At 55.6% G+C, this 23,045-nt stretch carries 18 protein-coding genes and 1 riboswitch; of the genes, 15 read left to right on the top strand and 3 right to left on the bottom strand.

The annotated features are described in order from the left end of the window. Window positions 1–40: 40 nt before the first annotated feature. On the top strand, window positions 41–1,150 hold the full coding sequence (locus EYR88_RS07405) for a glutathione S-transferase C-terminal domain-containing protein (protein ID WP_131089012.1): 1,110 nt from the start codon (window positions 41–43) through the stop codon (window positions 1,148–1,150). A gap of 191 nt (window positions 1,151–1,341) precedes the next feature. Then, window positions 1,342–2,283: an RNase H family protein gene (locus tag EYR88_RS07400; protein WP_131089011.1), complete on the top strand. Its 942-nt coding sequence runs from the start codon at window positions 1,342–1,344 to the stop codon at window positions 2,281–2,283. An 83-nt stretch (window positions 2,284–2,366) separates the two neighbouring features. Here EYR88_RS07400 and EYR88_RS07395 read toward each other — a convergent pair whose 3' ends face one another. Beyond that, the gene (locus EYR88_RS07395) at window positions 2,367–3,818 is read right to left on the bottom strand and encodes an APC family permease (RefSeq protein WP_131089010.1); all 1,452 of its coding nucleotides are present in this window, start codon (window positions 3,816–3,818) and stop codon (window positions 2,367–2,369) included. Between the two features lie 263 nt (window positions 3,819–4,081). Here EYR88_RS07395 and EYR88_RS07390 point away from each other — a divergent pair, with 263 nt between their 5' ends. From EYR88_RS07390 to EYR88_RS16230, 10 genes are all read left to right on the top strand, one after another. Beyond that, window positions 4,082–5,242, top strand: coding sequence for a serine hydrolase domain-containing protein (locus EYR88_RS07390; protein ID WP_131089009.1), 1,161 nt, complete (start codon window positions 4,082–4,084; stop codon window positions 5,240–5,242). Between the two features lie 64 nt (window positions 5,243–5,306). Further along, complete coding sequence (locus EYR88_RS07385) at window positions 5,307–6,095, top strand: SGNH/GDSL hydrolase family protein (RefSeq protein ID WP_315973786.1); 789 nt, start codon at window positions 5,307–5,309, stop codon at window positions 6,093–6,095. A 101-nt stretch (window positions 6,096–6,196) separates the two neighbouring features. Continuing rightward, window positions 6,197–6,294, top strand: a riboswitch (glycine riboswitch). 164 nt (window positions 6,295–6,458) lie between these two features. After that, window positions 6,459–9,305, top strand: coding sequence for an aminomethyl-transferring glycine dehydrogenase (gene gcvP, locus EYR88_RS07380; RefSeq protein WP_207306472.1), 2,847 nt, complete (start codon window positions 6,459–6,461; stop codon window positions 9,303–9,305). Between the two features lie 12 nt (window positions 9,306–9,317). Further along, window positions 9,318–10,445, top strand: coding sequence for a glycine cleavage system aminomethyltransferase GcvT (gene gcvT, locus EYR88_RS07375; protein WP_131089008.1), 1,128 nt, complete (start codon window positions 9,318–9,320; stop codon window positions 10,443–10,445). 60 nt (window positions 10,446–10,505) lie between these two features. Beyond that, window positions 10,506–10,886 (top strand): glycine cleavage system protein GcvH, encoded by a 381-nt coding sequence (gene gcvH, locus EYR88_RS07370; RefSeq protein WP_131089007.1) that lies wholly within the window; start codon window positions 10,506–10,508, stop codon window positions 10,884–10,886. Next, the gene (glyA, locus tag EYR88_RS07365) at window positions 10,886–12,208 is read left to right on the top strand and encodes a serine hydroxymethyltransferase (RefSeq protein WP_131089006.1); all 1,323 of its coding nucleotides are present in this window, start codon (window positions 10,886–10,888) and stop codon (window positions 12,206–12,208) included. The genes gcvH and glyA overlap by 1 nt, the downstream gene beginning before the upstream one ends. A 187-nt stretch (window positions 12,209–12,395) precedes the next feature. After that, the gene (locus tag EYR88_RS07360) at window positions 12,396–13,805 is read left to right on the top strand and encodes an L-serine ammonia-lyase (RefSeq protein WP_131089005.1); all 1,410 of its coding nucleotides are present in this window, start codon (window positions 12,396–12,398) and stop codon (window positions 13,803–13,805) included. A gap of 401 nt (window positions 13,806–14,206) precedes the next feature. Further along, window positions 14,207–15,316: an NADH:flavin oxidoreductase/NADH oxidase gene (locus EYR88_RS07355; RefSeq protein WP_131089004.1), complete on the top strand. Its 1,110-nt coding sequence runs from the start codon at window positions 14,207–14,209 to the stop codon at window positions 15,314–15,316. A gap of 161 nt (window positions 15,317–15,477) precedes the next feature. Further along, window positions 15,478–15,720, top strand: coding sequence for a hypothetical protein (locus EYR88_RS16235; protein WP_242632480.1), 243 nt, complete (start codon window positions 15,478–15,480; stop codon window positions 15,718–15,720). A gap of 148 nt (window positions 15,721–15,868) precedes the next feature. After that, entirely contained in the window at window positions 15,869–16,585 is a 717-nt protein-coding gene (locus EYR88_RS16230; protein ID WP_242632547.1) for a hypothetical protein, read from the top strand. A gap of 117 nt (window positions 16,586–16,702) precedes the next feature. Here the strand turns inward: EYR88_RS16230 and EYR88_RS07345 are convergent, their stop codons facing one another. Beyond that, window positions 16,703–17,947 (bottom strand): CPBP family intramembrane glutamic endopeptidase, encoded by a 1,245-nt coding sequence (locus EYR88_RS07345; RefSeq protein ID WP_131089003.1) that lies wholly within the window; start codon window positions 17,945–17,947, stop codon window positions 16,703–16,705. 135 nt (window positions 17,948–18,082) lie between these two features. Here EYR88_RS07345 and EYR88_RS07340 point away from each other — a divergent pair, with 135 nt between their 5' ends. From EYR88_RS07340 to EYR88_RS07330, 3 genes are all read left to right on the top strand, one after another. Next, the gene (locus tag EYR88_RS07340) at window positions 18,083–19,333 is read left to right on the top strand and encodes a YibE/F family protein (RefSeq protein ID WP_131089002.1); all 1,251 of its coding nucleotides are present in this window, start codon (window positions 18,083–18,085) and stop codon (window positions 19,331–19,333) included. Between the two features lie 69 nt (window positions 19,334–19,402). After that, the gene (locus EYR88_RS07335; protein WP_131089001.1) at window positions 19,403–20,380 is read left to right on the top strand and encodes a zinc ABC transporter substrate-binding protein; all 978 of its coding nucleotides are present in this window, start codon (window positions 19,403–19,405) and stop codon (window positions 20,378–20,380) included. Window positions 20,381–20,400: 20 nt separating this feature from the next. Further along, window positions 20,401–21,519 carry a CDP-glycerol glycerophosphotransferase family protein gene (locus EYR88_RS07330; protein ID WP_131089000.1) on the top strand — a complete coding sequence of 373 codons (1,119 nt, stop codon included), beginning with the start codon at window positions 20,401–20,403 and terminating at the stop codon, window positions 21,517–21,519. A 7-nt stretch (window positions 21,520–21,526) separates the two neighbouring features. On the opposite strand, the gene EYR88_RS07325 is transcribed toward EYR88_RS07330, so the two are convergent. After that, window positions 21,527–23,017, bottom strand: coding sequence for a gamma-aminobutyraldehyde dehydrogenase (locus tag EYR88_RS07325; protein ID WP_131088999.1), 1,491 nt, complete (start codon window positions 23,015–23,017; stop codon window positions 21,527–21,529). Window positions 23,018–23,045: the final 28 nt, after the last annotated feature.

The following is a 23,045-nucleotide window of genomic DNA, read 5'->3' as shown; positions in this document are numbered from 1 at the left end:
CACTGAATGTGTAGAGCATGAAGGACTTTGGAGGGAAACGATGAGCGAAGAATATTCAACGAAGGGTGCCTATGTCACCGGCGGAGAATTCACCCGTGATACCAACTACATCCAAGACCGGATTGTCGCTGATACTGCGCCAGAAAATTACAGCAATGAGCATAACGACAGCAAGATCGGTCATCCGTTGGCCGGTGTTTCTGAAGGTGCCCAGCTGTGGCCAGTAGAAGCAGGGCGCTACCGCTTGGTGGCAGCTCGTGCTTGCCCTTGGGCCAACCGCACCCTCATTGTTCGCCGACTGCTTGGCCTAGAAGATGCCTTGTCCGTTGGGCTTCCCGGGCCAACCCACGACGCCCGCAGCTGGAATTTTGATCTAGATCCAGACGGGAAAGATCCAGTTCTAGGCACCGAACGAATCCAAGAAAACTACTTCAAGCGCTTTGCTGACTACCCTCGTGGCATCACCGTTCCGGCCATCGTGGATATCCCATCCGGTGCCGTTGTCACCAATGAGTACCCACAAATCACCTGGGACCTATCCACCCAGTGGAAAGAATTCCATCGCGAGGGTGCACCAAATTTGGTGCCGGAAGATCAGCTAGATGAAATGCTTCCGCTGATCAAGCGGATCTTCACCGAAGTGAACAACGGCGTATATCGCGCAGGATTTGCTGGGGATCAGAAATCCTACAGCGACGCTTACGATCGTCTTTTTGATACGTTGGATTTCCTGGAAGAGCGACTTGCTACCCGTCGTTTCTTGATGGGGGACTACATCACCGAAGCGGACGTACGTCTGTTTACTACCTTGGTGCGTTTTGATCCGGTGTATCACGGTCATTTCAAGACCAACCGCAACAAGCTGGTCGAGATGCCTAACCTTTGGGGTTATGCCCGTGATCTGTTCCAGACCCCTGGTTTTGGTGACACCATCGACTTTGAACAGATCAAGGCTCACTACTACGTGGTGCATGAAGACATTAACCCAACCCAGATCATCCCGAAGGGTCCAGTGCTAGAAAACTGGTTAGAACTCTCGGGTCGTGATCAGTTGGCCGATAACGGTCCGTTCCTCAACGGCACCGCACCGGGTGAAGTTCGAGCCGAAGAGCGCGTGCAAGCCGGCCACAACCCGTTGTACTCGGCATAGCTAGTAGAACGCTTAGGCTAAGTGGTCTTAACCCCTGGGTTCGGGTGACGTTTTGAAATCGTCAAAACCTGCCAGCTCAGGGGTTTTCCATTTCTTGAGCTTTTCTTCAGTTTTAGTTTTGAGTCGAACCGTCAGCGACATGGCCCGATAGGTAGGTCAGAGGCAGGCATCAGGCGTGGCAGGATTAAAGCATGACGATCATTGCAGCTGCAGATGGATCCGCCCTAGGTAACCCAGGGCCGGCCGGTTGGGCCTGGTACGTGGATGACAATAATTGGGCGGCCGGTGGTTGGGACCACGGAACAAACAATATGGGGGAGCTGCAAGCAGTCCTTGAACTCTTCCGGGCCACCGCACACCTGCCTGATGAAGAGCTAAAGATCCTCTGTGATTCGCAGTACGCCATCAATTGCATCAGCAAATGGATGCCGGGCTGGAAGAAGCGCGGCTGGAAAAAAGCCGATGGCAAACAGGTGTTGAACCAAGACATCCTCAAAGAACTTGATTCGGCCATTGTCGGCCGCAAGTACACCTTTGAATGGGTCAAGGGTCATGCCGGGCATGACCTGAACGAGGCTGCCGACGAACGTGCTCGCGCAGCGGCCACCGCTCATCAAAGGGGAACTTCCCCTGACGCTGGCCCCGGTTACATCGTGGGAAGCGCACAAGCGCCAGCCGCGGCAAGTGCTTCCACTACGTCCGCGCCGGCAGAGCCAGTTGAGCCAGCTCACGAAGCCGAACAACCCGCACAGGTATCTGCGCTAGTGTCAACATCCGGGGACTTTGCCGCGACGGTTTATGAGCTGGAGCAAGGATTCCTCGACCCACAAATCCGCACCAGCTTTACTGAGATCGCCGACTTCTTGCACCCCAGCTACCAAGAGGTGACCCGCCACGGTGGGCTACTGGATGTAGCAACCATCGGCACCCTGTTGAGTTCCGGATCCTCCCTGCCCACCACGGGGCAGATGCAGGTTCTGGCCACCCGACAGATCAGTGAAGAAATGGTGTTGCTGGCCTACCGAATGAAGCCAAGCGACTCTGAAGTTTTGGTGGTCTCCTCCTGGTGGCAACTAGGCGAACAGGGCTGGAAGCTTCGCTTCCGTCAGGAAACTATCGAGCAGTCCGCATAGCGGCCAGTGCGAGATTAGAGGCTTAAAGAACTGTGGTCCACCGAGAAAAATTCTCGGTGGACCACAGCTGTACCCGATGCTATTTATTCGTAGTGCCCGGGGCGGGTTTCGATAATGCCCTTTTTGTAATTGATGCGGTTGACCAGCCAGGTCACTGCCCAGAGCAGTACGCCAATAACCAGCAATAGGCCGGCAATTTCGTACTGCACCCAGTCCTCGCGCGAACGGGCCCACGGGCCGGCGAGGAACAGGCAGAAGGCTACGCCGAGAATCGGGATGACGGTCGGGGTACGGAAGGCATCTTCCGGTGCCTTTTCGCGGCGCAAGACCAGCAATGAAACATTAACTACGGCGAAGACGCAGAGCAACAGCAGTGCTGTGGTTCCACCCAGCGAGCCAACAATGCCGTTCTCGCTATCCAAGTTGACGTAAGCCACCAAAGCAATGGCCAGCGCGGTGCTGAACAAGATGGCTACCCAAGGGGAGCGGCGGGTGGAGTGCACCTTGCCCAAGAACTGCGGGAGCACGCCTTGACGGGCCATGCCGTAGAGCAATCGGCTTGCCATCAGCATGTTCATCAGCGCGGTGTTGACCACGGCAAAAACGGTCAAGAACGGGAAGATAGCGTCCACCGGAATGTTCGGGGCGCCCAGGCGCACCACGTCCAGCAAGATACCGGCATCTGGATTCTTCGGGTTCAGCAAGTCGCCGGTAGGGATCACCATGATCACGGTAACTGCCACGAGCATGTAGATCACTGCACACAAACCCAGACCAATAAACATGATCTTCGGGAATACCTTGTTTGGGTTCTTGGTTTCTTCCACCAAGTTCACCGAGTCTTCAAAACCAACCATGGCGAAGAAGGCGATGGCGGTACCCATGGTTACCGCGGCAAAAAGACTGCGGTCCGACGGGGTCTCGAAGACTACAAGACGGCTGATATCACCCTGACCGGACGCAATAACAGAGAAGCCGATGCCGATGATCACTGCCATGATGGCCAGCGAAATAATGGTCAAGACGAGGTTGAACCTGACGCTCTCACCCACACCTCGCAAGTTGATCAGCGCAAGGATCACGATGATGGCAATGGCAGCCCACATGCCCGCTTGTGGCGTGGTGGGGACACCATCAATGAACTGGCCAAAACCGATCAGAAGGTTCTGACCAACCAAGGTTGCTGAGGTCGCGGCACTAGTAATGCCTGAACAGGCCACGGTGAAAGCCACGATGAAAGTGACAAAATGGATGCCAAAAGCTTTGTGCACGTACAGAGCCGCGCCAGCGGCGTGTGGGTACTTGGTGACCAGTTCGAGGTAGCTAAAAGCGGTCAAAGTTGCGATGGCAAAAGCAACGAGGAACGGCAACCAGGCCGCGCCACCCACTTGGCCAGCAACCTTACCGGTGATGGCAAAAATGCCTGCGCCGATGATATCGCCCATGATGAGGAATAGCAGCAGCTTGGGGCCGATCACCCGCTTGAGTTCTGTATCCTGGCCCTGGGGTACTGGCGTGTCACTATTCACAGTCATGCGATCGAGATCATCTCCTTCAGTAGTAGGTGGCAAGCATGACAAATTTAGTTGTTGCACCCATAGTCGGCAAACCGTCTTCTGAGTTGGCTCACAGTATCACGAGTCCAAAGGTTGCAAAATGACGATAAGCGGTACTACGCCCCTCTAGCTGTGACCTGACATACGGATGGGATCTTAGTAGCATGTTGGCGAGCCAAGTGAGAATTGCGCTGGATCCGACTAGGGTTAGTTGAAAAGCGACAAGCACTTTAAGGACGTAGATGGACTCGGTGATTAGCGAAGATTTCGCACCTTTGGCTCAAGCTCTGGAAGCACGAGCTGCTGAAGAAGAAAACTACTCGGCACAGCTCGCTGTTTATCACCGGGGTGAACTCGTGCTCAGCCACAGCGTCGGTGAGCATTTAGCGGCGGATGCACTGACCTGTGTCTTCTCGTGTACCAAAGGCATGGGCGCACTGGTCATCGCCTTACTCGTCCAAGATGGCCTGATTGATCCAGCTGCCCCAATGACCACCTACTGGCCAGAATTTGGCGCCGGTGGAAAGAATAAGCTCACCGTTGGCGAGGTGCTCAGTCACCAGGCTGGCGTTCTTGGTGTTCCCGGCGGTGTACCAAGTGAAGTCCTACTGAACTCGGCTGAATATGCCAAGGTTCTGGCGTCCATGCCAAGCATCTGGCCGCTGGGTCAGAACATCGTTGGATATCACGCCATCACCATGGGCGTACTGATGGAAGAACTGGTTCGCCGCGTCGCCGGCAAAGAGCTTAAAGATGTTTTTGAAGAGCGCATCCGTAAACCTCTGTCGGCAGACGTTTATATCGGACAAGACCCGTCACTGGAATCACGCTACCGAGATGTCTTAGCTGGCGTTGAAGCGCCAAGCGAATTTTTTGATCCCTTCTCGCCAGCTGGCCTGGCGGTAAACTCCGCCTCCGGATTCGCCTTGGCAGACGGTCCGGTTTACAACTGGCATGAGCTGGCCAACTCAGCCCAGGTACGTCAGATCGGTCCGGCGTCCATGGGTGCGGTAGCCAACGCTCAAGGCCTGGCCGGAATCTATGCCGCATCCTTCGGCGCCGTTCCATCCCTCGGCGCGATGCAAGGATTCCTCAGCGCGGACACCTGGTCACAGGTCTCCACCGAACTGGTTTACGGACTGGATCGAAGCAACGGTTTGTTGCAGGCTTTTGCCTTGGGATTCATGAAGGCTACCGCCCGCAATAATTACGGCTCCATCTTCGCCTACGGTCACGACGGAGCTAACTCATCTTTGGCCTTTGCCGACCCTGCCTACCAGCTCGGCTTTGGCTTCATTCCCTCACGCAACGAAGGACCCAAAGACACATCTACCGGGGTCAAGCTCAGTCAGCTGGCGCGCCAGCTGATCCTCGCCAAGAACGCCAAGGCTAAATCAAACTGAACCTTGGCAAACTGAACCTTGGCAGTGAACAGAAAAATTTAGCAGATACAAAAGTGAGATTGAAGTGAAGAAGTATTTGGCATTGGGTGATTCGTTCACCGAAGGCGTCGGCGACGTAGATTCGAATCGACCTAACCAGGTGCGCGGATGGGCCGACCGAGTCGCTGAAGTGCTCAGCGCGCAGGGCGACTGGGAATACGCCAACCTCGCGGTACGCGGAAAGAAAATCGGTCAGGTCATCAACCAGCAACTGGACCAAGGCCTGTCCATGAAGCCAGATCTGGTGAGCATCTACGCCGGCGGAAACGACATCTTGCGCCCCAGAGCAGATCTTGATGCGCTGATGCGTGGTTATGAAGGGATGGTCCGACGCTTCACCGAGGCCGGAAGCACCGTTGTACTCTTCACCGGTTTTGACACTGTCGAATCTCCCTTGTTCTCCAAGACCCGTCCGCGTACTGCGATCTATAACGAGAAAATTCGCGAGATTGCCGATAAGTACGGCGCGGTCATTGCGGACTACTGGCGTTGGCGCGAATTCTCAGACTTGCGTTATTGGTCTGTAGATCGCCTGCACATGAACGAGCTGGGACATGCACTGATGGCCGCGAGGGTTCTTGACGTTCTTGGACGACACCAGGTCACCGACGAAAACTGGGCAGATAAACTTCAGGCTCCGGTTCTGCCGGATCACGCGGTGAACTCTCGCGGCGAAAAGCTGAAGCAAGAATTGGGTTGGGCTACCGAACATTTGGTTCCTTGGGTTAGGCGCAGGCTCTCGGGCACATCCTCGGGTGATTCCTTGTCAGCAAGGTATCCGCAGTACGTTCAACTCACGGCGGTCACGAAGTAAAACTTTTGTGACAGTTCAACGCAGCGCGACTCTTTGACCTAAAGCGCGAGGCAGGTAACATGGTTGTGTGCTGCAGATCTAAGATCAGCAGCACACGCCATAGACGGATGGCGGGAGAGTCCCGTTCACACCATGGACGGGCGCCGTAGGAGCAATTCCTCCCCAGGAAACTCTCAGGCCCCCGTACCGCCATCACGAGGCAACTCTGGAAAGTAGCCGGCCAGATCCGGTTCACCGAAGGTGCAAGTGCTCGGCTTTGTTGGCCGAACACGTAAAACTCTCAGGTAGTGCAACAGGGATGGGGAGGCAAAGCGTCCTTCCTTTGGCATGCGCCAAGACAGATCCCGTGGAGACTCCAGCACCATGACCATCACGCAGACTTCGGCTTCTACGAACAGTGAATTCGTTACTCGCCACATCGGCCCGCGTCCTTCTGACGTCGCCACCATGCTTCAGACTCTTGGCTACGACAGCCTAGAATCACTGATTGATACCGCAGTTCCCGCAGATATCCGACAAGGTGCCGCACTGGATATTCCAGCAGCACTAAGTGAAACCGAAGCGCTGGCCCACCTGCGTGCGGTAGCCTCCAAAAACGTCATGAAGACCCAGATGATTGGTCAGGGCTTCTACGACACCCTCACCCCAGCGGTGATTCGACGCAACATTGTCGAAAACCCAGCCTGGTACACCGCTTACACCCCGTACCAGCCAGAAATCTCCCAGGGCCGCCTCGAAGCCCTACTGAACTTCCAGACCATGGTGATGGATCTGACCGGTCTGCCAATCGCCAACGCTTCTTTGCTGGACGAATCTTCGGCCGCCGCAGAAGCCGTGCTGATGATGCGCCGTGCTAACAAGAAGAAGGCCAAGGGCAAGACCGTCCTGGACTCCAACATCTTCCCGCAGACCATCAAGGTTGTGCAGGGCCGTGCCGACGCACTGGGCTTCGAAGTTGAAGTTGCTGACCTCTCCGCAGGCCTGCCAGAAGGCGACATCTCCGGCATCGTATTGCAGCAGCCAGGTAACAACGGCTCCATCGCAGAACACGCAAGCATCATCGCAGCCGCCAAGGACGCCGGCGCAATGGTCACCGTCATTGCTGACCTTTTGGCTTTGACCATGATCACCCCTCCGGGTGAACAAGGCGCCGATATCGCTGTGGGCAACACCCAGCGTTTTGGTGTTCCACTGTTCTTCGGTGGTCCACACGCGGCCTACATGGCCGTTGCCGATGGTCTGACCCGCTCGATGCCAGGGCGCTTGGTTGGTGTCTCGGTTGATGACGCTGGCGTTCCTGCCTACCGTCTGGCACTGCAGACTCGCGAGCAGCACATCCGCCGCGAGAAGGCGACCTCCAACATCTGTACCGCTCAGGCATTGTTGGCCATTTGTGCCTCGATGTACGCGGTGTACCACGGCCCAGCCGGGCTAAAGCAAATCGCAACCCGCGCCAACAACCACGCTCGCGTGATTGCCACCTCGCTGGTAGCAGGCGGCTTCACCCTCGCATCCAATACCTTCTTCGACACCGTTGTGGTGAACGTGAAGAACGCCGAGGAAATCATCTCCAAGGCGATCACCGCGGGCATCAACCTGCGCAAGGTCAACGACACCCAGGTTGGTATCTCCACCGATGAGGCCACCACCTCAAGCATCGTCAAATCCCTTCTTGAGGTCTTCGGCGTAGAGCTTTCGGCTCCAGAAGGCTTTGAGATCCCAGAGTCGCAGGTTCGCACCAGCGACTACCTGACCCACCCGATCTTCAACACCATCTCTTCCGAGACCCAGATGATGCGTTACCTGCGTCGTCTCTCGGACCGCGACCTGGCACTGGACCGCACCATGATCCCATTGGGGTCGTGCACCATGAAGCTGAACTCGGCTGCCGAAATGGAATCCATCACCTGGCCAGAGTTCGCTTCCATCCACCCTTACGCGCCGGCAGAGCAGACCGAAGGTTGGCGTGAACTGATCACCGACCTTGAAGGTCGACTGACCGCGATCACCGGTTACGCTGGCGTCTCCATCCAGCCAAACGCTGGTTCCCAGGGTGAATACGCGGGCCTGCTAGCCATCTCGGACTACCACGCATCACGCGGCGAGGGTCAGCGAAATGTCTGCCTGATCCCAGCCTCGGCTCACGGCACCAACGCGGCTTCCGCGGTACTGGCTGGCATGAAGGTTGTCGTTGTAAAGACTGCTGCCGATGGCACCATCGATTCCAATGACCTGGATGCCAAGATCGAAGCCAACAAGGACGTGTTGGCTGCGATCATGATTACCTACCCATCCACTCACGGTGTGTACGACGCTGACGTACGCGAAGTGTGCGACAAGATCCACGCCGCCGGCGGCCAGGTATACATCGACGGTGCCAACATGAACGCACTGGTTGGTCTGGCACAGCCAGGTTCCTTCGGTGGCGACGTTTCGCACCTTAACCTGCACAAGACCTTCTGCATCCCTCACGGTGGTGGCGGCCCAGGCGTTGGCCCAATCGGCGTAGGCGAGCACCTCTTGCCATTCCTGCCAGGCGACGCTTCGGGCACCTACACCGAACGTGACGGTGTGCCAGTGGTTGCTACCGCTTTCGGTTCGGCCGGCGTACTGCCAATCTCTTGGGCTTACATTGCGATGATGGGCGGCGACGGTCTGACCGAAGCTACCAAGCATGCAATTTTGAACGCCAACTACATTGCCAAGCGTCTGAACGAGCACTTCCCAGTACTGTTTACCGGTAACAAGGAATTGGTTGCCCACGAGTGCATCCTTGACCTGCGCGAATTGACCGCCAAGACTGGGGTGACCGCAGAAGATGTGGCCAAGCGCCTGATCGACTTCGGCTTCCACGCACCAACCTTGTCCTTCCCAGTAGCAGGCACCCTGATGGTGGAACCAACCGAGTCTGAGGACTTGGGCGAGATTGAGCGCTTCATCGAAGCGATGATCACCATCCGTCAGGAAATGGAAGAAGTGCTCTCGGGCGTTTACACCATTGAACAGTCGCCACTGCGCCACGCTCCACACACCGTTACCGCCGTGGTCAACAGCAACTGGGACCGCAAGTACTCGGTAGAGCAGGCTGCGTTCCCGGTATCGCGTCTGAAGTTCGACAAGTACTTCCCGGCTGTTGGCCGTATTGATGGTGCTTCCGGCGACCGTAACCTGATCTGCTCCTGCCCGGCTCCTGAAGCCTTTGAAGACTAAGAGGATTTCACGATGACTGAGACTACCCACGAACTAAAACGCACCGCCCTCTATGAACAGCACAAAGAGCTGGGCGCAAACTTCACTGACTTCGGCGGCTGGGATATGCCACTGAAGTACGGTTCAGAATTGGCCGAGCACAAGGCTGTTCGTTCCACTGCTGGGCTTTTTGACCTGTCCCATATGGGCGAGGTGTACCTGGCTGGACCGGAAGCGGTCACCGCGCTGAACACCGCGCTGGCAGGCAACTTTGGCATCATGAAGGTGGGCAAGGCCAAGTACTCGCTGATCCTCAATGATGACGGCAAGATCATTGATGACTTGATCGTGTACCGCCTTGAAGAAGAAAAATTCCTTGTGGTTCCTAACGCTGGCAACGCTGTGGTGGTAGCCGCAGCCCTTGCAGAGCGTGCAGCTAAATTTGATGTCCAGGTCGATAACGCTTCGGAGCGTCAGTCGCTGATTGCAGTGCAGGGACCGAACGCGCAGGACATCGTCTCCAAGCTGGCAGCTGACCAAAGCACCGTTGACTCCGTCACAGAGTTGAAATATTACGCAGCGGTTTATCTGGTGCTCGGCGGTCTTGACGTTCTGGTTGCGCGCACAGGATACACCGGCGAGGATGGCTTCGAATTGATCATCAACAATGATCAAGCGGCCGAGCTGTGGGAAAAAATTGTCACAATTGGTGCGGATCACGAGTTGGTTCCGTGTGGCCTTGCCGCACGTGACTCGCTGCGTCTGGAAGCTGGCATGCCGTTGTACGGCAACGAGCTAAGCCTAGAACGCACCCCATTTGATGCGGGATTTGGCCCTGTAGTCTCCTTCAAGAAGGAAGAAGACTTTGTGGGCCGAAAGGCTCTTGAAGCCCTGCGAGAGCAGACTCCAGCACGCAAGCTGGTCGGTCTGAAGGGTCTGGGCAAGCGCGCCGGACGCGGTGGCTACGCCATCGTTAAGGACGGCGCTACTGTTGGTGAAATCACCTCAGGACAGCCATCTCCGACCCTCGGCTACCCGGTAGCCCTGGGGTATGTGGATGCGCAATACAGTGAAGTTGGCACCGAGCTAGAGGTCGATCTGCGAGGTAAGACTTTGCCATTTGTCGTCGTCGAACTGCCGTTCTACACGCGAGCCAAGTAACGTTAAACATCAGTAGGGCCTAGCCATACGCCCGCTTATTCCCTTGGGAGAGGAAATACCGTGAGTAAAGTTCTTTCGTCATTACGCTACTCGGCAGAACATGAGTGGATCGATGCATCGTCCCCAGCCAAGGTCGGCATCACCCAGATCGCTGCTGACGCCCTGGGCGACGTTGTCTACGTAGACCTGCCAGAGGTTGGCGATTCGGTCAGCGCAGGTGAAACCTGTGGTGAAGTTGAGTCCACCAAGTCGGTTTCCGACCTGTTCTCGCCTGTTACCGGCACCGTAGTTGCGATCAACGACGAGGCTGTAGAAAACCCGGCAATCTTGAACGAAGACCCATATGGTGCCGGCTGGCTGTTCACCGTAGAGGTCGCCGAAGAAGGTCCGCTACTTTCGGCAGCAGACTACGCAAGCGCGAACGGTGGAGATGTCCAGTAATGAGCAACCAGAATTTTGAATCTCTGGCACCAGCATCGCTGACCCAGTCCCTAGCAACTCTGGATCCTGAGATAGCACAGCGCATCGACGCCGAGCTAGCTCGCCAGCAGCGTGGCCTGGAAATGATCGCTTCGGAGAACCACACCGCCCAGGCTGTTATGCAGGCTCAGGGTTCGGTGCTAACCAACAAGTACGCCGAAGGTTACCCGGGACGCCGCTACTACGGTGGTTGCGAAGAGGTTGACGTCATTGAGACGCTGGCCATCGATCGCCTCAAGGCTCTTTTTGGTGCCGAGTACGCCAACGTTCAGCCACACTCCGGTGCTCAGGCTAACGCTTCGGTTTACCACGCACTGGTTCGCCCAGGCGACACCGTACTGGGTTTGAACCTGGCGCATGGTGGTCACCTGACCCACGGCATGAAGATCAACTTCTCCGGTCGTCTATTCAACATCGTTCCTTACGGTGTAAATGAAGAGACCAACCTGGTGGACATGGACGAAGTTGAGCGCCTTGCCGTGGAGAACCAGCCAAAGATGATCGTTGCTGGTTGGTCCGCTTACCCACGTCAGCTGGACTTCAAGCGCTTCCGCGAAATCGCTGACAAGGTCGGCGCTTACCTGTTCGTGGATATGGCTCACTTTGCAGGTCTGGTTGCAGCTGGTCTGCACCCATCGCCTGTGCCTTACGCCCACGTGGTTACCTCCACCACCCACAAGACCCTTGCCGGTCCTCGTGGTGGCATCATTCTGTCCAACGACGCGGATATTGCCAAGAAGATTAACTCTGCAGTCTTCCCAGGCCAGCAGGGTGGTCCACTGGAGCACGTCATCGCTGGTAAGGCTGTAGCTTTCAAGATTGCAGCTTCCGAAGAGTTCAAGGAACGCCAGCAGCGTACCTTGGCTGGTTCGCGCATTCTTGCTGAGCGTCTGACCCAGGAAGATGTTGCTGCCAAGGGCATCAGCGTTTTGACCGGTGGCACCGATGTGCATCTGGTGCTCGTTGACCTTCGTAACTCGGAGCTTGACGGACAGCAGGCAGAAGATCTTTTGGCACAGGTGGAGATCACGGTTAACCGCAACGCGGTTCCATTTGATCCACGTCCGCCAATGACCACTTCGGGCTTGCGCATTGGTACTCCAGCACTGGCAACCCGTGGCTTCTCGGAAGCTGCATTTGCTGAGGTCGCGGAGATCATCGCGCAGACACTGATCGCCGGTGCCGATGGTAATACTGCAGTTTTGCCAGAGCTGAAGGACCGAGTTCTGAAGCTGGCCGAGTCTCACCCGCTGTATCCGGAGCTTGCTAAGGTTTCCGAGTAACATCATCAGCTATTGATGAGGGCCCGGAAGGCGGAAACATTCGCTTTTCGGGCCCGCAGTTTTTCCTCCACATTTGTCCACCCATAACTGTGTGGATGTCCCGTTGCAAGGATGACCTCTTGCGCACCCCTTCATCTTTCCGGCAGTTAGCTATCGGAATGCCCAAGTTCTAAGGATGTGACCCGCCATGGCGGTAAGCGTATTCGATCTTTTCTCGGTTGGTATTGGACCGTCCTCCAGCCACACCGTGGGGCCAATGCGTGCGGCACACGCATTCATTGCCCAAGTAATCCGTGAAGAGAAGATAGCAGCCCTGGAGACTATCCGGGTTGATGTCTATGGGTCACTGGCCGCTACCGGTCGTGGGCACGGAACATTCACCGCCATCATGTTGGGACTTGAAGGTTTTGAGCCTGAAAAGGTGCTTCCTGCCCAAGTTGATGAGCGACTGGCGCAGATGGAAGAAACTGGCATTTTGCAGCTAGCTGCTCAGCTAGATCAGCGCAAAGATTTGAAGTACACGGTGGGGGACATGGTTCAGCACCCGCTGACCGTTTTGCCTCGCCACACCAATGGTGTGAAGTTTGTGGCCCTCGATGCCCAGGGTAACGAGCTGGTCAATGAAACCTTCTTCTCCGTTGGTGGTGGTTTCATCGTGCGCGAAGGTTCCGAAGAGCGCATCGAAAAGAACCTTGAGGAAAAGCTGCAGAAACAGCCTTATCCATTCACCACCGCGGCACAGTTGTTGGAACATGTGAAGGACACCGGCAAGTCCATTGCCGAAATCATGATGGCCAATGAGCTGACCTACCGCAGCCGTGAAGAAATTCGTTCGGGCCTGATCCACATTTACGCGGTGATGGAAGAGTGCAAGGACTCTGCCTTGGAGCGTACCGGCGTGCTGCCCGGTGGGCTCAAAGTTCGTCGTCGTGCACCAGAATGGCATGAGCGTTTGCGTAAGGAAGACAAGGACCGTGATCCTGTGTATTGGCAGGAATGGATCAACCTTGTGGCCTTGGCGGTTAATGAGGAAAATGCTTCCGGCGGTCGTGTTGTTACGGCGCCGACTAATGGTGCTGCTGGCATCATTCCGGCGGTGCTCTTCTATGCCACTCACTACGCTCCGGGCGCTAAGTACTGGAACGATGAAGAGAAGAACGATGCAGTTGTGAACTTCTTGCTGACCGCTGGTGCTGTTGGTGTGCTTTATAAGGAACAGGCTTCGATCTCTGGTGCAGAGGTTGGTTGTCAGGGTGAGGTTGGTTCGGCGTCGTCGATGGCGGCAGCTGGCCTTGCCGAAATTTTGGGTGGTACTCCAAAGCAGGTGGAAAACGCTGCTGAAATTGCGATGGAGCACAATCTTGGACTGACGTGTGACCCAATTGGTGGTTTGGTGCAGATCCCTTGTATTGAACGCAATGCGATTGCCGCGTCCAAGGCTGTTAACGCAGCGAAGATGGCGCTGATGGGCGACGGTGAGCACCACGTCACCCTTGATGAAGTGATCATCACGATGCGTGAAACGGGCAAGGACATGAGTGATAAGTACAAGGAGACGGCCATGGGCGGCTTGGCCGTTAACGTGGTTGAATGCTAATCACTAGCTGATTTTTGGTTTCGGGAGGTCGGGTAATCCGGCCTCCCGAAGCACTTTAATGCACGGATTCACTGTCTTAGTCCTGATTTCTATCGCTTGTCAGATACTGAATGATTTATCCCCTAGATGCCATACGTCTATTTCGTCATTAGCACTTTGAGTAGGTATTATGAATTCTTGTCGATTCTCTGTTCGGTGCCAGTGCGGACGAGAAATAAGTAGACTTTTCCACTATTTGTCGAGGGTGGAAGCGTGGGATTGATACGAAGTCCAAGCCATTGGAATGCAGCGTCTGAGCGAAGAGGCAGGCAGGTCCAAGGCATACTCCTGCTCCCGACACTGGGGCACCGCGAAAGAATCGCCCACGGAATAAAACGGCCTTTCACAACGTCTCACTATGTATGCCTCAAAGCAAACTATTCTCACCAGTGACCATCCCAACCAAGAGTGGAAACGGTCTGCAGCTACGCAACCGTGTTGTTCTGCCGCCCATGTGTCAGTATGCAATCGATAAGCGTGACGGTGTTCCAACCACGTGGCAACTAGCTCACCTTGGCTCGATGGCACACGGCGGTTTCTCGTTGGTGATTTCCGAAGCTACCGCAGTGGCAGCTGAAGGGCGCATCTCTGACCGTGATGCCGGGCTGTGGAATGAGGAGCAGGTTGAAGCCTGGAAGCCCATTACGCAATACGTTCGTTCCCATGGCGCAGCCGTAGGCGTTCAGCTTGCGCACGCTGGCGCTAAAGCTTCGACCTATGGATGGTTAAAGGAACTGGAAGATGCCGGAAAGCTCGGCAGCATCAGTGACGAAGACGGTGGCTGGGAAACTTTCAGTTCCTCATCCTCGGACGTATTTGGGCTGAAGCCGGCAACCGCCATGAGCACCGAACAAATCGCAGCCTCAGTCCAAGATTGGGCAGACGCAGCACAACGTGCTGACGAGGCCGGATTCGACCTGATTCAGATTCACGCGGCCCACGGTTACCTGATCCACCAGTTCCTCTCGCCACTATCCAATGAGCGTACCGATGAGTACGGCGGAAGTTACGAAAACCGTACCCGTTACCTACGAGAAGTTGTTGAAGCCATCACCGCCGTATGGCCAGCGGATAAGGCCCTAGGCATTCGCTTCTCGGGTGAAGACTGGGTTGAAGAGGGCTGGCGCATCGCCGATACCGTGAAGCTTGCCAAGCAAATGTATGACCTTGGCGTGCGGGCCTTCGATCTGTCCAGCGCAGGTATCGGTGCTTTCGCCGGTCCTACGGGTCCCGGATACCAGGTGCCGCTGGCTCAAGCGGTGAAACAAGCATTGCCAGAGGACGCGTTTGTGACGGCCGTTGGTGTCATCACTGATCCGACTCAAGCAGAACATATTGTGGTGACCGGTCAGGCTGACGGGGTTAGCATCGCCCGAGCCGCCTTAGGCAATCCGCAGTGGCCAAACCATGCCGCTCAGCAGCTAGGTGCGCAGAAATCTCACCCACCTCAGTACTGGCGCGGCCGCTGGTAAAAGGCGTTGCCATGCTGAATTCTTCCGAATCCTCAGTTAGTTTCTGGTTACCTCTTCCAGCCGTTGAATAGTGATGTTAGGTTAGTCCCACGGATCTAGTCGCAACGCGGCCAGGAGTCGCGTGCGGAAGGGAGTCAGCATGGCACTACGCGCGGATTCTAATGGAATCGACGCTTCGCTCTATCGAAGGAATGGTTCTTGGAGCACAGCTCTCGTTGATGCTTCGTTGGGGACAACTGGAGCACAGGAAGCCGCTGATCGACTTCCAGACGAGGTCGCAAAACTGCTTAAGTCCCAGCAGGCTCAGCCTCAAGATGTACAAGCGCTCATTGGCGTATTGGAACCAGCAAGTGGGCTACGTGCACCAGTTGCACGGTTCGTCGCAGTTCATGATGGCGAAGTAGTTCTTAACGAAATCATTCCGGGTCTCAAGGTCTCCTCTCCTTCAGTTGACGTAGGACCGTTCCCGAATTTCACAGCCATCGCCCGTGCCCGCGGGGGTCTTTCTCTTACCTCGTCGCTGAGGTCGGAAAAGATGGCGGCGAGGTTCATCTGTATAACACTGCCTCTCCGGAGCGCATTGCTAGCCAAGGTATCGTCGGACTGCCTGAAGAAATCCATCACGCCCGAAAAGTGCCCGGCGAATATGACCAACCCAAGGCGCAGTCCGCAGCCGACGAAATGGTTCGCCGCAATGCTGACGAAGTCGCTGAGCTGATCAGAAACATGTTTGCCGAGAACTACGTGCGATTGATCGTGGTTTCTGGTGACATCAAGGCGCGCGAAGCGGTTATCGCTCAGCTACCGGTTGCCCTACGTGACTATGTTGAAGTCATTGATTCGCATACCCGAACCGGTGGCGCCGACTCCAAACAAGTAGATGCCCAGATCTCCAAACTGATTGATGACGTGAAGTCCAAGGATCTTGCGGATCTGGAGGCCAAGGTCTCCGCGCAGTCCGGCAATGGACGAGCCTTGTTAGCAGTTGGACTTGATGAGGTTGTCACGGCTCTGCAATCGGCTCAGGCAGATACCGTGCTGGTCGGACAGTATCAGGACGAGCACACCCTACGGGCACTAAGTGCTGAACCGTGGATTGCTCACCAGGAAGGCGATGACCACGCCGAGTTGGTTGCTGGTGAATGGCCTGCACCGGAAGTGCTGTTGCGTGCCACGGCACTAACGGATGCGACAATCCGTTACGTTCCTGATTCGCTAATCCCTGATGGTGCCGGAATCGCCGCCCTGCTGCGTTGGGCAAAATCCTAAACAGTCACCAAAACAACAATTGGGTTCTTGCTACGAAGATGATCTTCGTGGCAAGAACCCAATTTTAGTGTTCGACACTTTCTAGCCCACCGAATCGTTACCTACACCGACAGTTAATTAGTCCTGGTCGTGTTGCTGCGGATCGTTGTGCGTCGGTTCGCCCGGTGTTGGGCCAACCTGAGGTGAGCCGCTAGGAGGCTGAGAACCAGGGCCCAGCTGATTTGGATCGTGGAGCATAGGCGGTGGTGGCGGTGGATAGTTGCCCTGCGGATGGTTCTGCTGAGCGTTATGTTGCCAAGGTTCAACCGGCGGAGCCCAGTAGGCCTGGTTAGGGTACGGCATTTGCTGAGGAGCTGACCATGGCTGAAGTACCGGAAGTTGGGGTGGAGGTGGAAGTGCTCCAGCAGTGCGTTGAATGTCTTTCTTGTCGGCCAGCTTGGTTAGTACCGCGGTGAGCACGGCCATGAAGAGCACCGAGATGATTAGTGATGTTCCATCCGAGGACTCCTCATTCAGATCAATTTGGCCCAGCGCACCAAGCATGAACAAGAACGTGTTGTTGATGATGTGCATAGCCATCGCCGCTTCCAGCCCACCGGTTCGCCAGGTGAGATAACCAGCTGCCACAGCAAAAGCGGCAACGTCCAATAATCCGTAGACATCGTAAAGGTGCCCGAAGGTAAACAGCGGTACAGGCAAAAGAATCGCAAACAGCGGATGTTTGAGCCAACTGCCCACAACCTGCATCAGCGCTCCACGGAATACCAGTTCCTCGGCAGCACATTGAAGCGGAGTAAGTAGAAGGACCAAGATGGCAAAGAAGAGCGGATCGGCCGGCACGTCATACGGGGCTAGTTGTCCGGAGTCCTCGGTGCTTAGGCCAGAAAAGCCAAAGCTCAAGGCGAAATAAACGGCGAACAAGATGGCGCTCGTGCCCAGTGCCAGACCGAACCAGCGCCAGCGCATTTTTCCAGCTACGGAAAACAGTTGACCGACAGGTTTAGAACCAAGCAAGAGATAGGCCAAATACACGGCCGGAATCATGACGATCAATGAAACCATCGTCATAGAAAAATCTAACGGTGACGTCATATCGAGCTGCGCATCAGCGAATAACGTTTCGTCGCTAGTGCCGGCGCCAGCATCTGTGGCCCATGTTGCGGGGTTGACCAGCATGGCAACAAATACCACCAACATCACCATGATGAGTAGGGCTACATAGAATCCAGTACCCGTTCCCGCAAAGGCTATAGGCCTCCACCAGCGGTAGTTGTGGCTACGGCGCATCAAACGGTGGAATGGATAACTTTGTTCCCCACTAGTCATAGGCATAGTGGCGGGCGGTGGCAAGGGCGAGCTCATAGCTCAATTCTCTCCCTGATCTGCGTTGACGGCATGAACCTTGCGGAGGATTTATTTGTCATCCTTAGGTGTTCGGCACAATACCCATACACTTGTAGCGAATGATTCGCATTAACTGACTTGGAGCGACGCCGCGTGGGCCACCATCATGACGAACCGATATTGCAAGATCCTAAGCGACGCCGCCGTGCCTCGATTATCTTGTGGGCACTACTTGCGCCCATAGGTGCGCTCGCCCTGGTGATGGTCCTCATTCTGTGGCCACAAGGAAATTACGACAAGTTTGCACTGGACGGCAACATGGATACCGCAGGTGGCGCCACGATGGCCACCGGTACCGTCATGCGTAGTGGAACAGAGCAATGCCCCTCTTCCAAAGGCTTGGAAGACGTCGGTGGCAAGGTTCTAGATTGCAACGTCACCTACGTCATGCCAGATTCTGGTGGCGCCGAAATTCAGCTGGAGATCCCGGCCGAGATGTTGCAATCCCGGGATGCGCGTCCGGGGGATAACCTGCGCTATCTTGACCTGTCCAAGGTTGATACGACCAGCGGAAGCCCGTACGTCTTTGTCGATTTCGTTCGCACCTTGCCGATGGCTCTCTTGGCGATTGCCTATGGAGTGGTTGTCGTGCTGGTCGCTGGATGGCGCGGAGCCAGAGCGGTTATCGGTCTGATCGGTGGCATTGCCTTCATGATCTTCTTTATGGTTCCGGCGCTTATCGAAGGCGGAAATCCGGTATTAGTTGGTTTGACCGGTGCCACGGCCATCATGTTTGTCGCGCTCTATTTTGCTCACGGACTGAATGCCAAAACCTCAACGGCCCTATTGGGAACTCTCTTCGGCCTCGGCGTTACGGCCGGCATGGTGTTATGGCTGACCGACGCGGCAGCCCTGACGGGGGCCAACGGTGAATCGGCAATCACGCTATCTACCGTGGCTCCGCAGATCTCGTTGCCGGGTCTATTGATCTGTGGTGTTTTGGTTGGCGGCATGGGCGTGCTCAACGATGTCACTATTACGCAGTCCGCTACCGTATGGGAACTGGCCGAAACCTCTCCTAGGGCGAGTGCCAAAGAATTATTCTTCCGTGGAATGCGTATTGGTCGAGACCATATTGCCTCGACCGTTTACACCATTGCTTTCGCCTACGCAGGCGCCGCACTGCCGATTCTGGCCATTGCAGCCCTGAGCAACCAAGGTTTTGGTGTGACACTGACCTCGGGGGAGATGGCTGAGGAAGTAATTCGCATCCTTATTGGTTCTATTGGATTAGTACTGGCAATTCCAGTGACTACTGCCGTCGCGGTGATGGTGGTAAAAGCTACTGGCACCGGCGGAGCGCACGGCAAGAGAGCACTATTTGCTACTCAAACCGACGCCTAGGTGCGAACGGTTCTCAAAAGTAATGTAGAATTGTTCTCAATAGCAACCTTGTTTAGATGGAGATCTTGAATGAAGAAGTATCGCTCTTTGCTTGCAGCCGCTGCCGCATTGCCAGTCGCAGGACTGATCCTGACTGGATGCAGCAATACCAGCAGTGAAGCATCGAATGCTGGTACCTCTTCACTGAACGTCGTGGCAACGACCAATGTGTACGGGCAGATCGCTCGCGCTATTGGTGGCGACAAGGTCAAAGTCAGCGAGCTTATTACCTCCGGCGCGCAGGATCCTCACTCTTACGAGCCCACCACCCGTGACAAGCTCACCGTGTCTGAAGCTTCGATTGTTGTAGCCAATGGCGGCGGGTATGACCAGTTTATGGATTCGTTGGTTCAGTCCCTACCGAGCGAACAAGCTGGCGGAGTTCAGCTGATTCACGCCGTGGACAGCTCACCTATTGCCAAAGAGCATGAAGGCGAAAGCGAAGAAGAGCATGCGGAGCATGAGGGTGAAGAATCCCATGAGCATGCCGCATACAACGAGCACATCTGGTACGACCTGGACTCGATGAGCGCACTAGCTGACGAGCTGGCCGATGATTTCGGTGAAGCTGATGAAGCTAACGCGCAGGAGTACACGAAAAATGCGCAGACCTTTAAAGAAGGAATCAAAAAGCTTCAGACCCAGCTCGGCGACGCGAAGCTGACCGGCAAGACGTTCATTATGACTGAACCGGTTCCCTTCCATCTTTTGGAAGATGCCGGAATGGTCAACGCCACGCCCGATGGTTTGAGTGAAGCCATTGAAGAAGGCGAGGGCATCGCGCCGATGACCCTGAAGAAGGCGCAAGACCAGCTGGACGGTGCTCAGGTTGATGCCTTGGCATACAACGTCCAAACTGAAGGCAACGAAACCAAGGTACTCCAGAAGGACGCGGAAAGTGGTAAGGTTCCTGTCGTCGACTTCGCAGAGACCATCCTGAATGATTCCAGTTATCTTGAGTGGATGAATTCCAACATTTCGAACTTGTCTTCCGCGATCAACGGCTAGGTCATACGTAGACTACTTATATGGCATTGATTTCTTCTCAAATTTCTCAAGCGGCAGGTAAGGCAAAGTCTCTGCTCGCAGAGCGATCTGTACGCGCTGAAATAGCCCAAGGAAATCGGGAAATACAACAAGCCGATCACGTCCTCTTCTTCGCTGAGGGACCGGGCCAGTTCTACCAACTAGGTGCCTGGCTGGGGACCTTTGAGCGTTTGGTCGAAGACGGCCTGAGCGTCGGTTTGGTGCTCATGGATTCTCTGAGCGCCAAACGCGCACTGAGCGAGACCACCGTACCGTTGCTCTTCACCCGCTCAATGGAACAGATCGAATCAAAGCTTCGAGGCTGGGGAACCAAGTCGATCAGCTACGTGAACAACGCGCAGCGCAACTTCACAATGCTGCGTGTTAACGGCCCGGCGCATATCCACCTAAACCATGGTGAGAGTGAAAAGGCCTCGATGGTCTCCAATCAGCTCAAAGCCTATGACTTCGCCTGTGTCGCCGGTCCGGCCGCAGTCGAGCGCATCACCGAGAACATTGCACGTTTTGATCCATCACATCTGATCCAGATTGGTCGGCCTCAGCTTGATGCCTTGGAGCAGGAAGGGCCTTCACAGAAGATCCGGGTGCTCTATGCGCCAACGTGGGAGGGCGATTCAGAAGCGATGGCCTACTCCTCTCTAGCAAAACTCGGTGAACGAATTCTCGCTCAGCTGGTTACGGACGACCGCTTTGAGGTGCGCTTCCGACCGCACCCAAAAACCGGTGACAAGTCTGCCGAGGCTGCAAAGGCAGTCACCGCGCTCAAAGCCAATTTCAGTTCAACCCTGGATCCAGTCAGCGATGCCTCGCAGTCTCTGGTGTGGGCCGACGTTGCCATCTGTGACACGTCTGCCATGGCCTACGACGCGGTGGCACTGAACATCCCGTTGCTGCTGGCCTCCGACCGTCCAAGCAAACTCGGTGACGGCCTGCCACTAGAGCAACGGCTGGGCAACGCCAATGGTTTGGCTGACCGGGTGGCGCGATTGGCCGCAACAGGCGTGGCCGGACAGCAAAAACAGCTGGCCCAGTACTTCTTCGCTACCACCGAACCTGGAATGGCAACGCAGAAGCTGAACCAGCTGTTAGCTAGCCTCTAGTCTCCGACTAGCGCTGCTTAAAAACAGTATCCTGCCATGCGCGATGGGCCGCAGGATCACGTGAGAACATCACGTGTTTGACGTTTGTGTATTCGTCAAAGGAATACTGGCTCATATCTTTGCCCATCCCTGAGGCTTTGTAACCACCGTGGGGCATATCCGAAACGATCAGGATGTGTTCGTTGATCCAAACACATCCAGCCTGGATCTGGGCGCTGGCCCGCATCGCGCGGTCAACATTTTTGGTCCAGGCGCTGGCGGCCAAGCCATACGGGGTGTCATTGGCCAGTTCAATTGCTTCGTCATCAGACTCGAATGGCAAGGCAACGAGCACCGGACCGAAGACCTCTTGCTGGACTATTTCAGAATCCTGAGTCGCCCCAACGATCAGTGTTGGACGGTAATAGAAGCCTGGACGTTCCTCGCGGCGCCCGCCGGCCAGAACCTTTGCACCGGATTCTTCGGCTCGCACAACCATCGCAGACACCTTTTCCAAGTGCGCTTCGCTGATCAAAGAACCCATGTCAGTGTCTATGTCCGTGGGATCACCAACCACCATGGCATCCATGAGTTGGGCCACCCGTGCGGTGAACTTTTCAAACACTGAAGAATGCACGTAAGCACGTGTGGCAGCTGTACAGTCCTGACCGGAATTGATCGTGGAGCCAGCTACCGCTCCGTGCGCTGCGGCTTCAATGTCTGCGTCATCAAACACAACAAATGGTGCTTTGCCACCGAGCTCAAGGTGCACTCGATTTGCACGCTCAGCGGCCATGGACATGATTTTTAGGCCCACCGCGGTGGAGCCGGTGAAGGAAGTCATCTTCACCAATGGGTGGCGGACCAGCGTAGAACCGACGCTTGGACCCTCACCAACCACCACGTTGATCACGCCATCAGGCAGACCTGCATCAGTCGCTGCTTTGGCGAAGAGCATCGACGTGCCAGGTGTGAGCTCACTGGGCTTAAGCACGATGGTGTTACCTGCCGCGATGGCCGGAAGCACCTTCCATGCAGCCATTTGTAATGGATAGTTCCAGGGGCTAATGGATCCGATCACGCCAATGGCCTCTCGACGGATCATTGACGTGGTGTTTCCTGCATAATCTCCGGCTGCTAAACCTTGAAGATTCCTCGCCGCACCGGCGAAGAAGTTCACGTTGTCGATGGATCCGGGAACATCAAACTCGGTAGACATTCGAATGCTCTTGCCAGTCTGAGCTGTTTCTACTTCAGCTAGCTCGTGTTCATGCGATTGAAGCTCTCGAGCAAAAGCCAAAAGATGGTCCGAGCGTTGACCCGGCGTCAGCGCAGACCATGACTTAAAAGCCTCAGCAGCTGCCTGCACAGCTTGGTCAACCTGAGCAACAGTTGCCGTATCAACGTCAAGCAATTTATCCCCGGTGGCAGGGGAGACGCGTGGAAGAACCGGTCCCAGTCCGCGCACCTGCTTGCCGTTTATTAACTGATGTCCTAATGATGGGGTGTAGTAATCCATGATGATTCTCCTGCGGAGGGTACTGAGA

Origin of the sequence: Arthrobacter sp. S41 (genome assembly GCF_004320535.1) — a bacterium.
Classification (GTDB): domain Bacteria; phylum Actinomycetota; class Actinomycetes; order Actinomycetales; family Micrococcaceae; genus Glutamicibacter.
The sequence above is the reverse complement of the archived record's forward strand: the minus strand, read 5'-3'. Positions and strand labels throughout refer to the sequence as shown.

What these genes read in the sequence shown, in the direction of transcription:
- EYR88_RS07400 (WP_131089011.1), top strand. Translation starts at nt 1,342, where the DNA reads ATGACGATCATTGCAGCTGCAGATGGATCCGCCCTAGGTAACCCAGGG.
- EYR88_RS07355 (WP_131089004.1), top strand. Translation starts at nt 14,207, where the DNA reads ATGCCTCAAAGCAAACTATTCTCACCAGTGACCATCCCAACCAAGAGT.
- EYR88_RS07390 (WP_131089009.1), top strand. Translation starts at nt 4,082, where the DNA reads ATGGACTCGGTGATTAGCGAAGATTTCGCACCTTTGGCTCAAGCTCTG.
- EYR88_RS07330 (WP_131089000.1), top strand. Translation starts at nt 20,401, where the DNA reads ATGGCATTGATTTCTTCTCAAATTTCTCAAGCGGCAGGTAAGGCAAAG.
- glyA (WP_131089006.1), top strand. Translation starts at nt 10,886, where the DNA reads ATGAGCAACCAGAATTTTGAATCTCTGGCACCAGCATCGCTGACCCAG.
- EYR88_RS16235 (WP_242632480.1), top strand. Translation starts at nt 15,478, where the DNA reads ATGGAATCGACGCTTCGCTCTATCGAAGGAATGGTTCTTGGAGCACAG.
- EYR88_RS07345 (WP_131089003.1), bottom strand. Translation starts at nt 17,947, where the DNA reads ATGAGCTCGCCCTTGCCACCGCCCGCCACTATGCCTATGACTAGTGGG.
- EYR88_RS07405 (WP_131089012.1), top strand. Translation starts at nt 41, where the DNA reads ATGAGCGAAGAATATTCAACGAAGGGTGCCTATGTCACCGGCGGAGAA.
- EYR88_RS07395 (WP_131089010.1), bottom strand. Translation starts at nt 3,818, where the DNA reads ATGACTGTGAATAGTGACACGCCAGTACCCCAGGGCCAGGATACAGAA.
- EYR88_RS07360 (WP_131089005.1), top strand. Translation starts at nt 12,396, where the DNA reads ATGGCGGTAAGCGTATTCGATCTTTTCTCGGTTGGTATTGGACCGTCC.
- EYR88_RS07335 (WP_131089001.1), top strand. Translation starts at nt 19,403, where the DNA reads ATGAAGAAGTATCGCTCTTTGCTTGCAGCCGCTGCCGCATTGCCAGTC.
- EYR88_RS07325 (WP_131088999.1), bottom strand. Translation starts at nt 23,017, where the DNA reads ATGGATTACTACACCCCATCATTAGGACATCAGTTAATAAACGGCAAG.
- gcvP (WP_207306472.1), top strand. Translation starts at nt 6,459, where the DNA reads ATGACCATCACGCAGACTTCGGCTTCTACGAACAGTGAATTCGTTACT.
- gcvT (WP_131089008.1), top strand. Translation starts at nt 9,318, where the DNA reads ATGACTGAGACTACCCACGAACTAAAACGCACCGCCCTCTATGAACAG.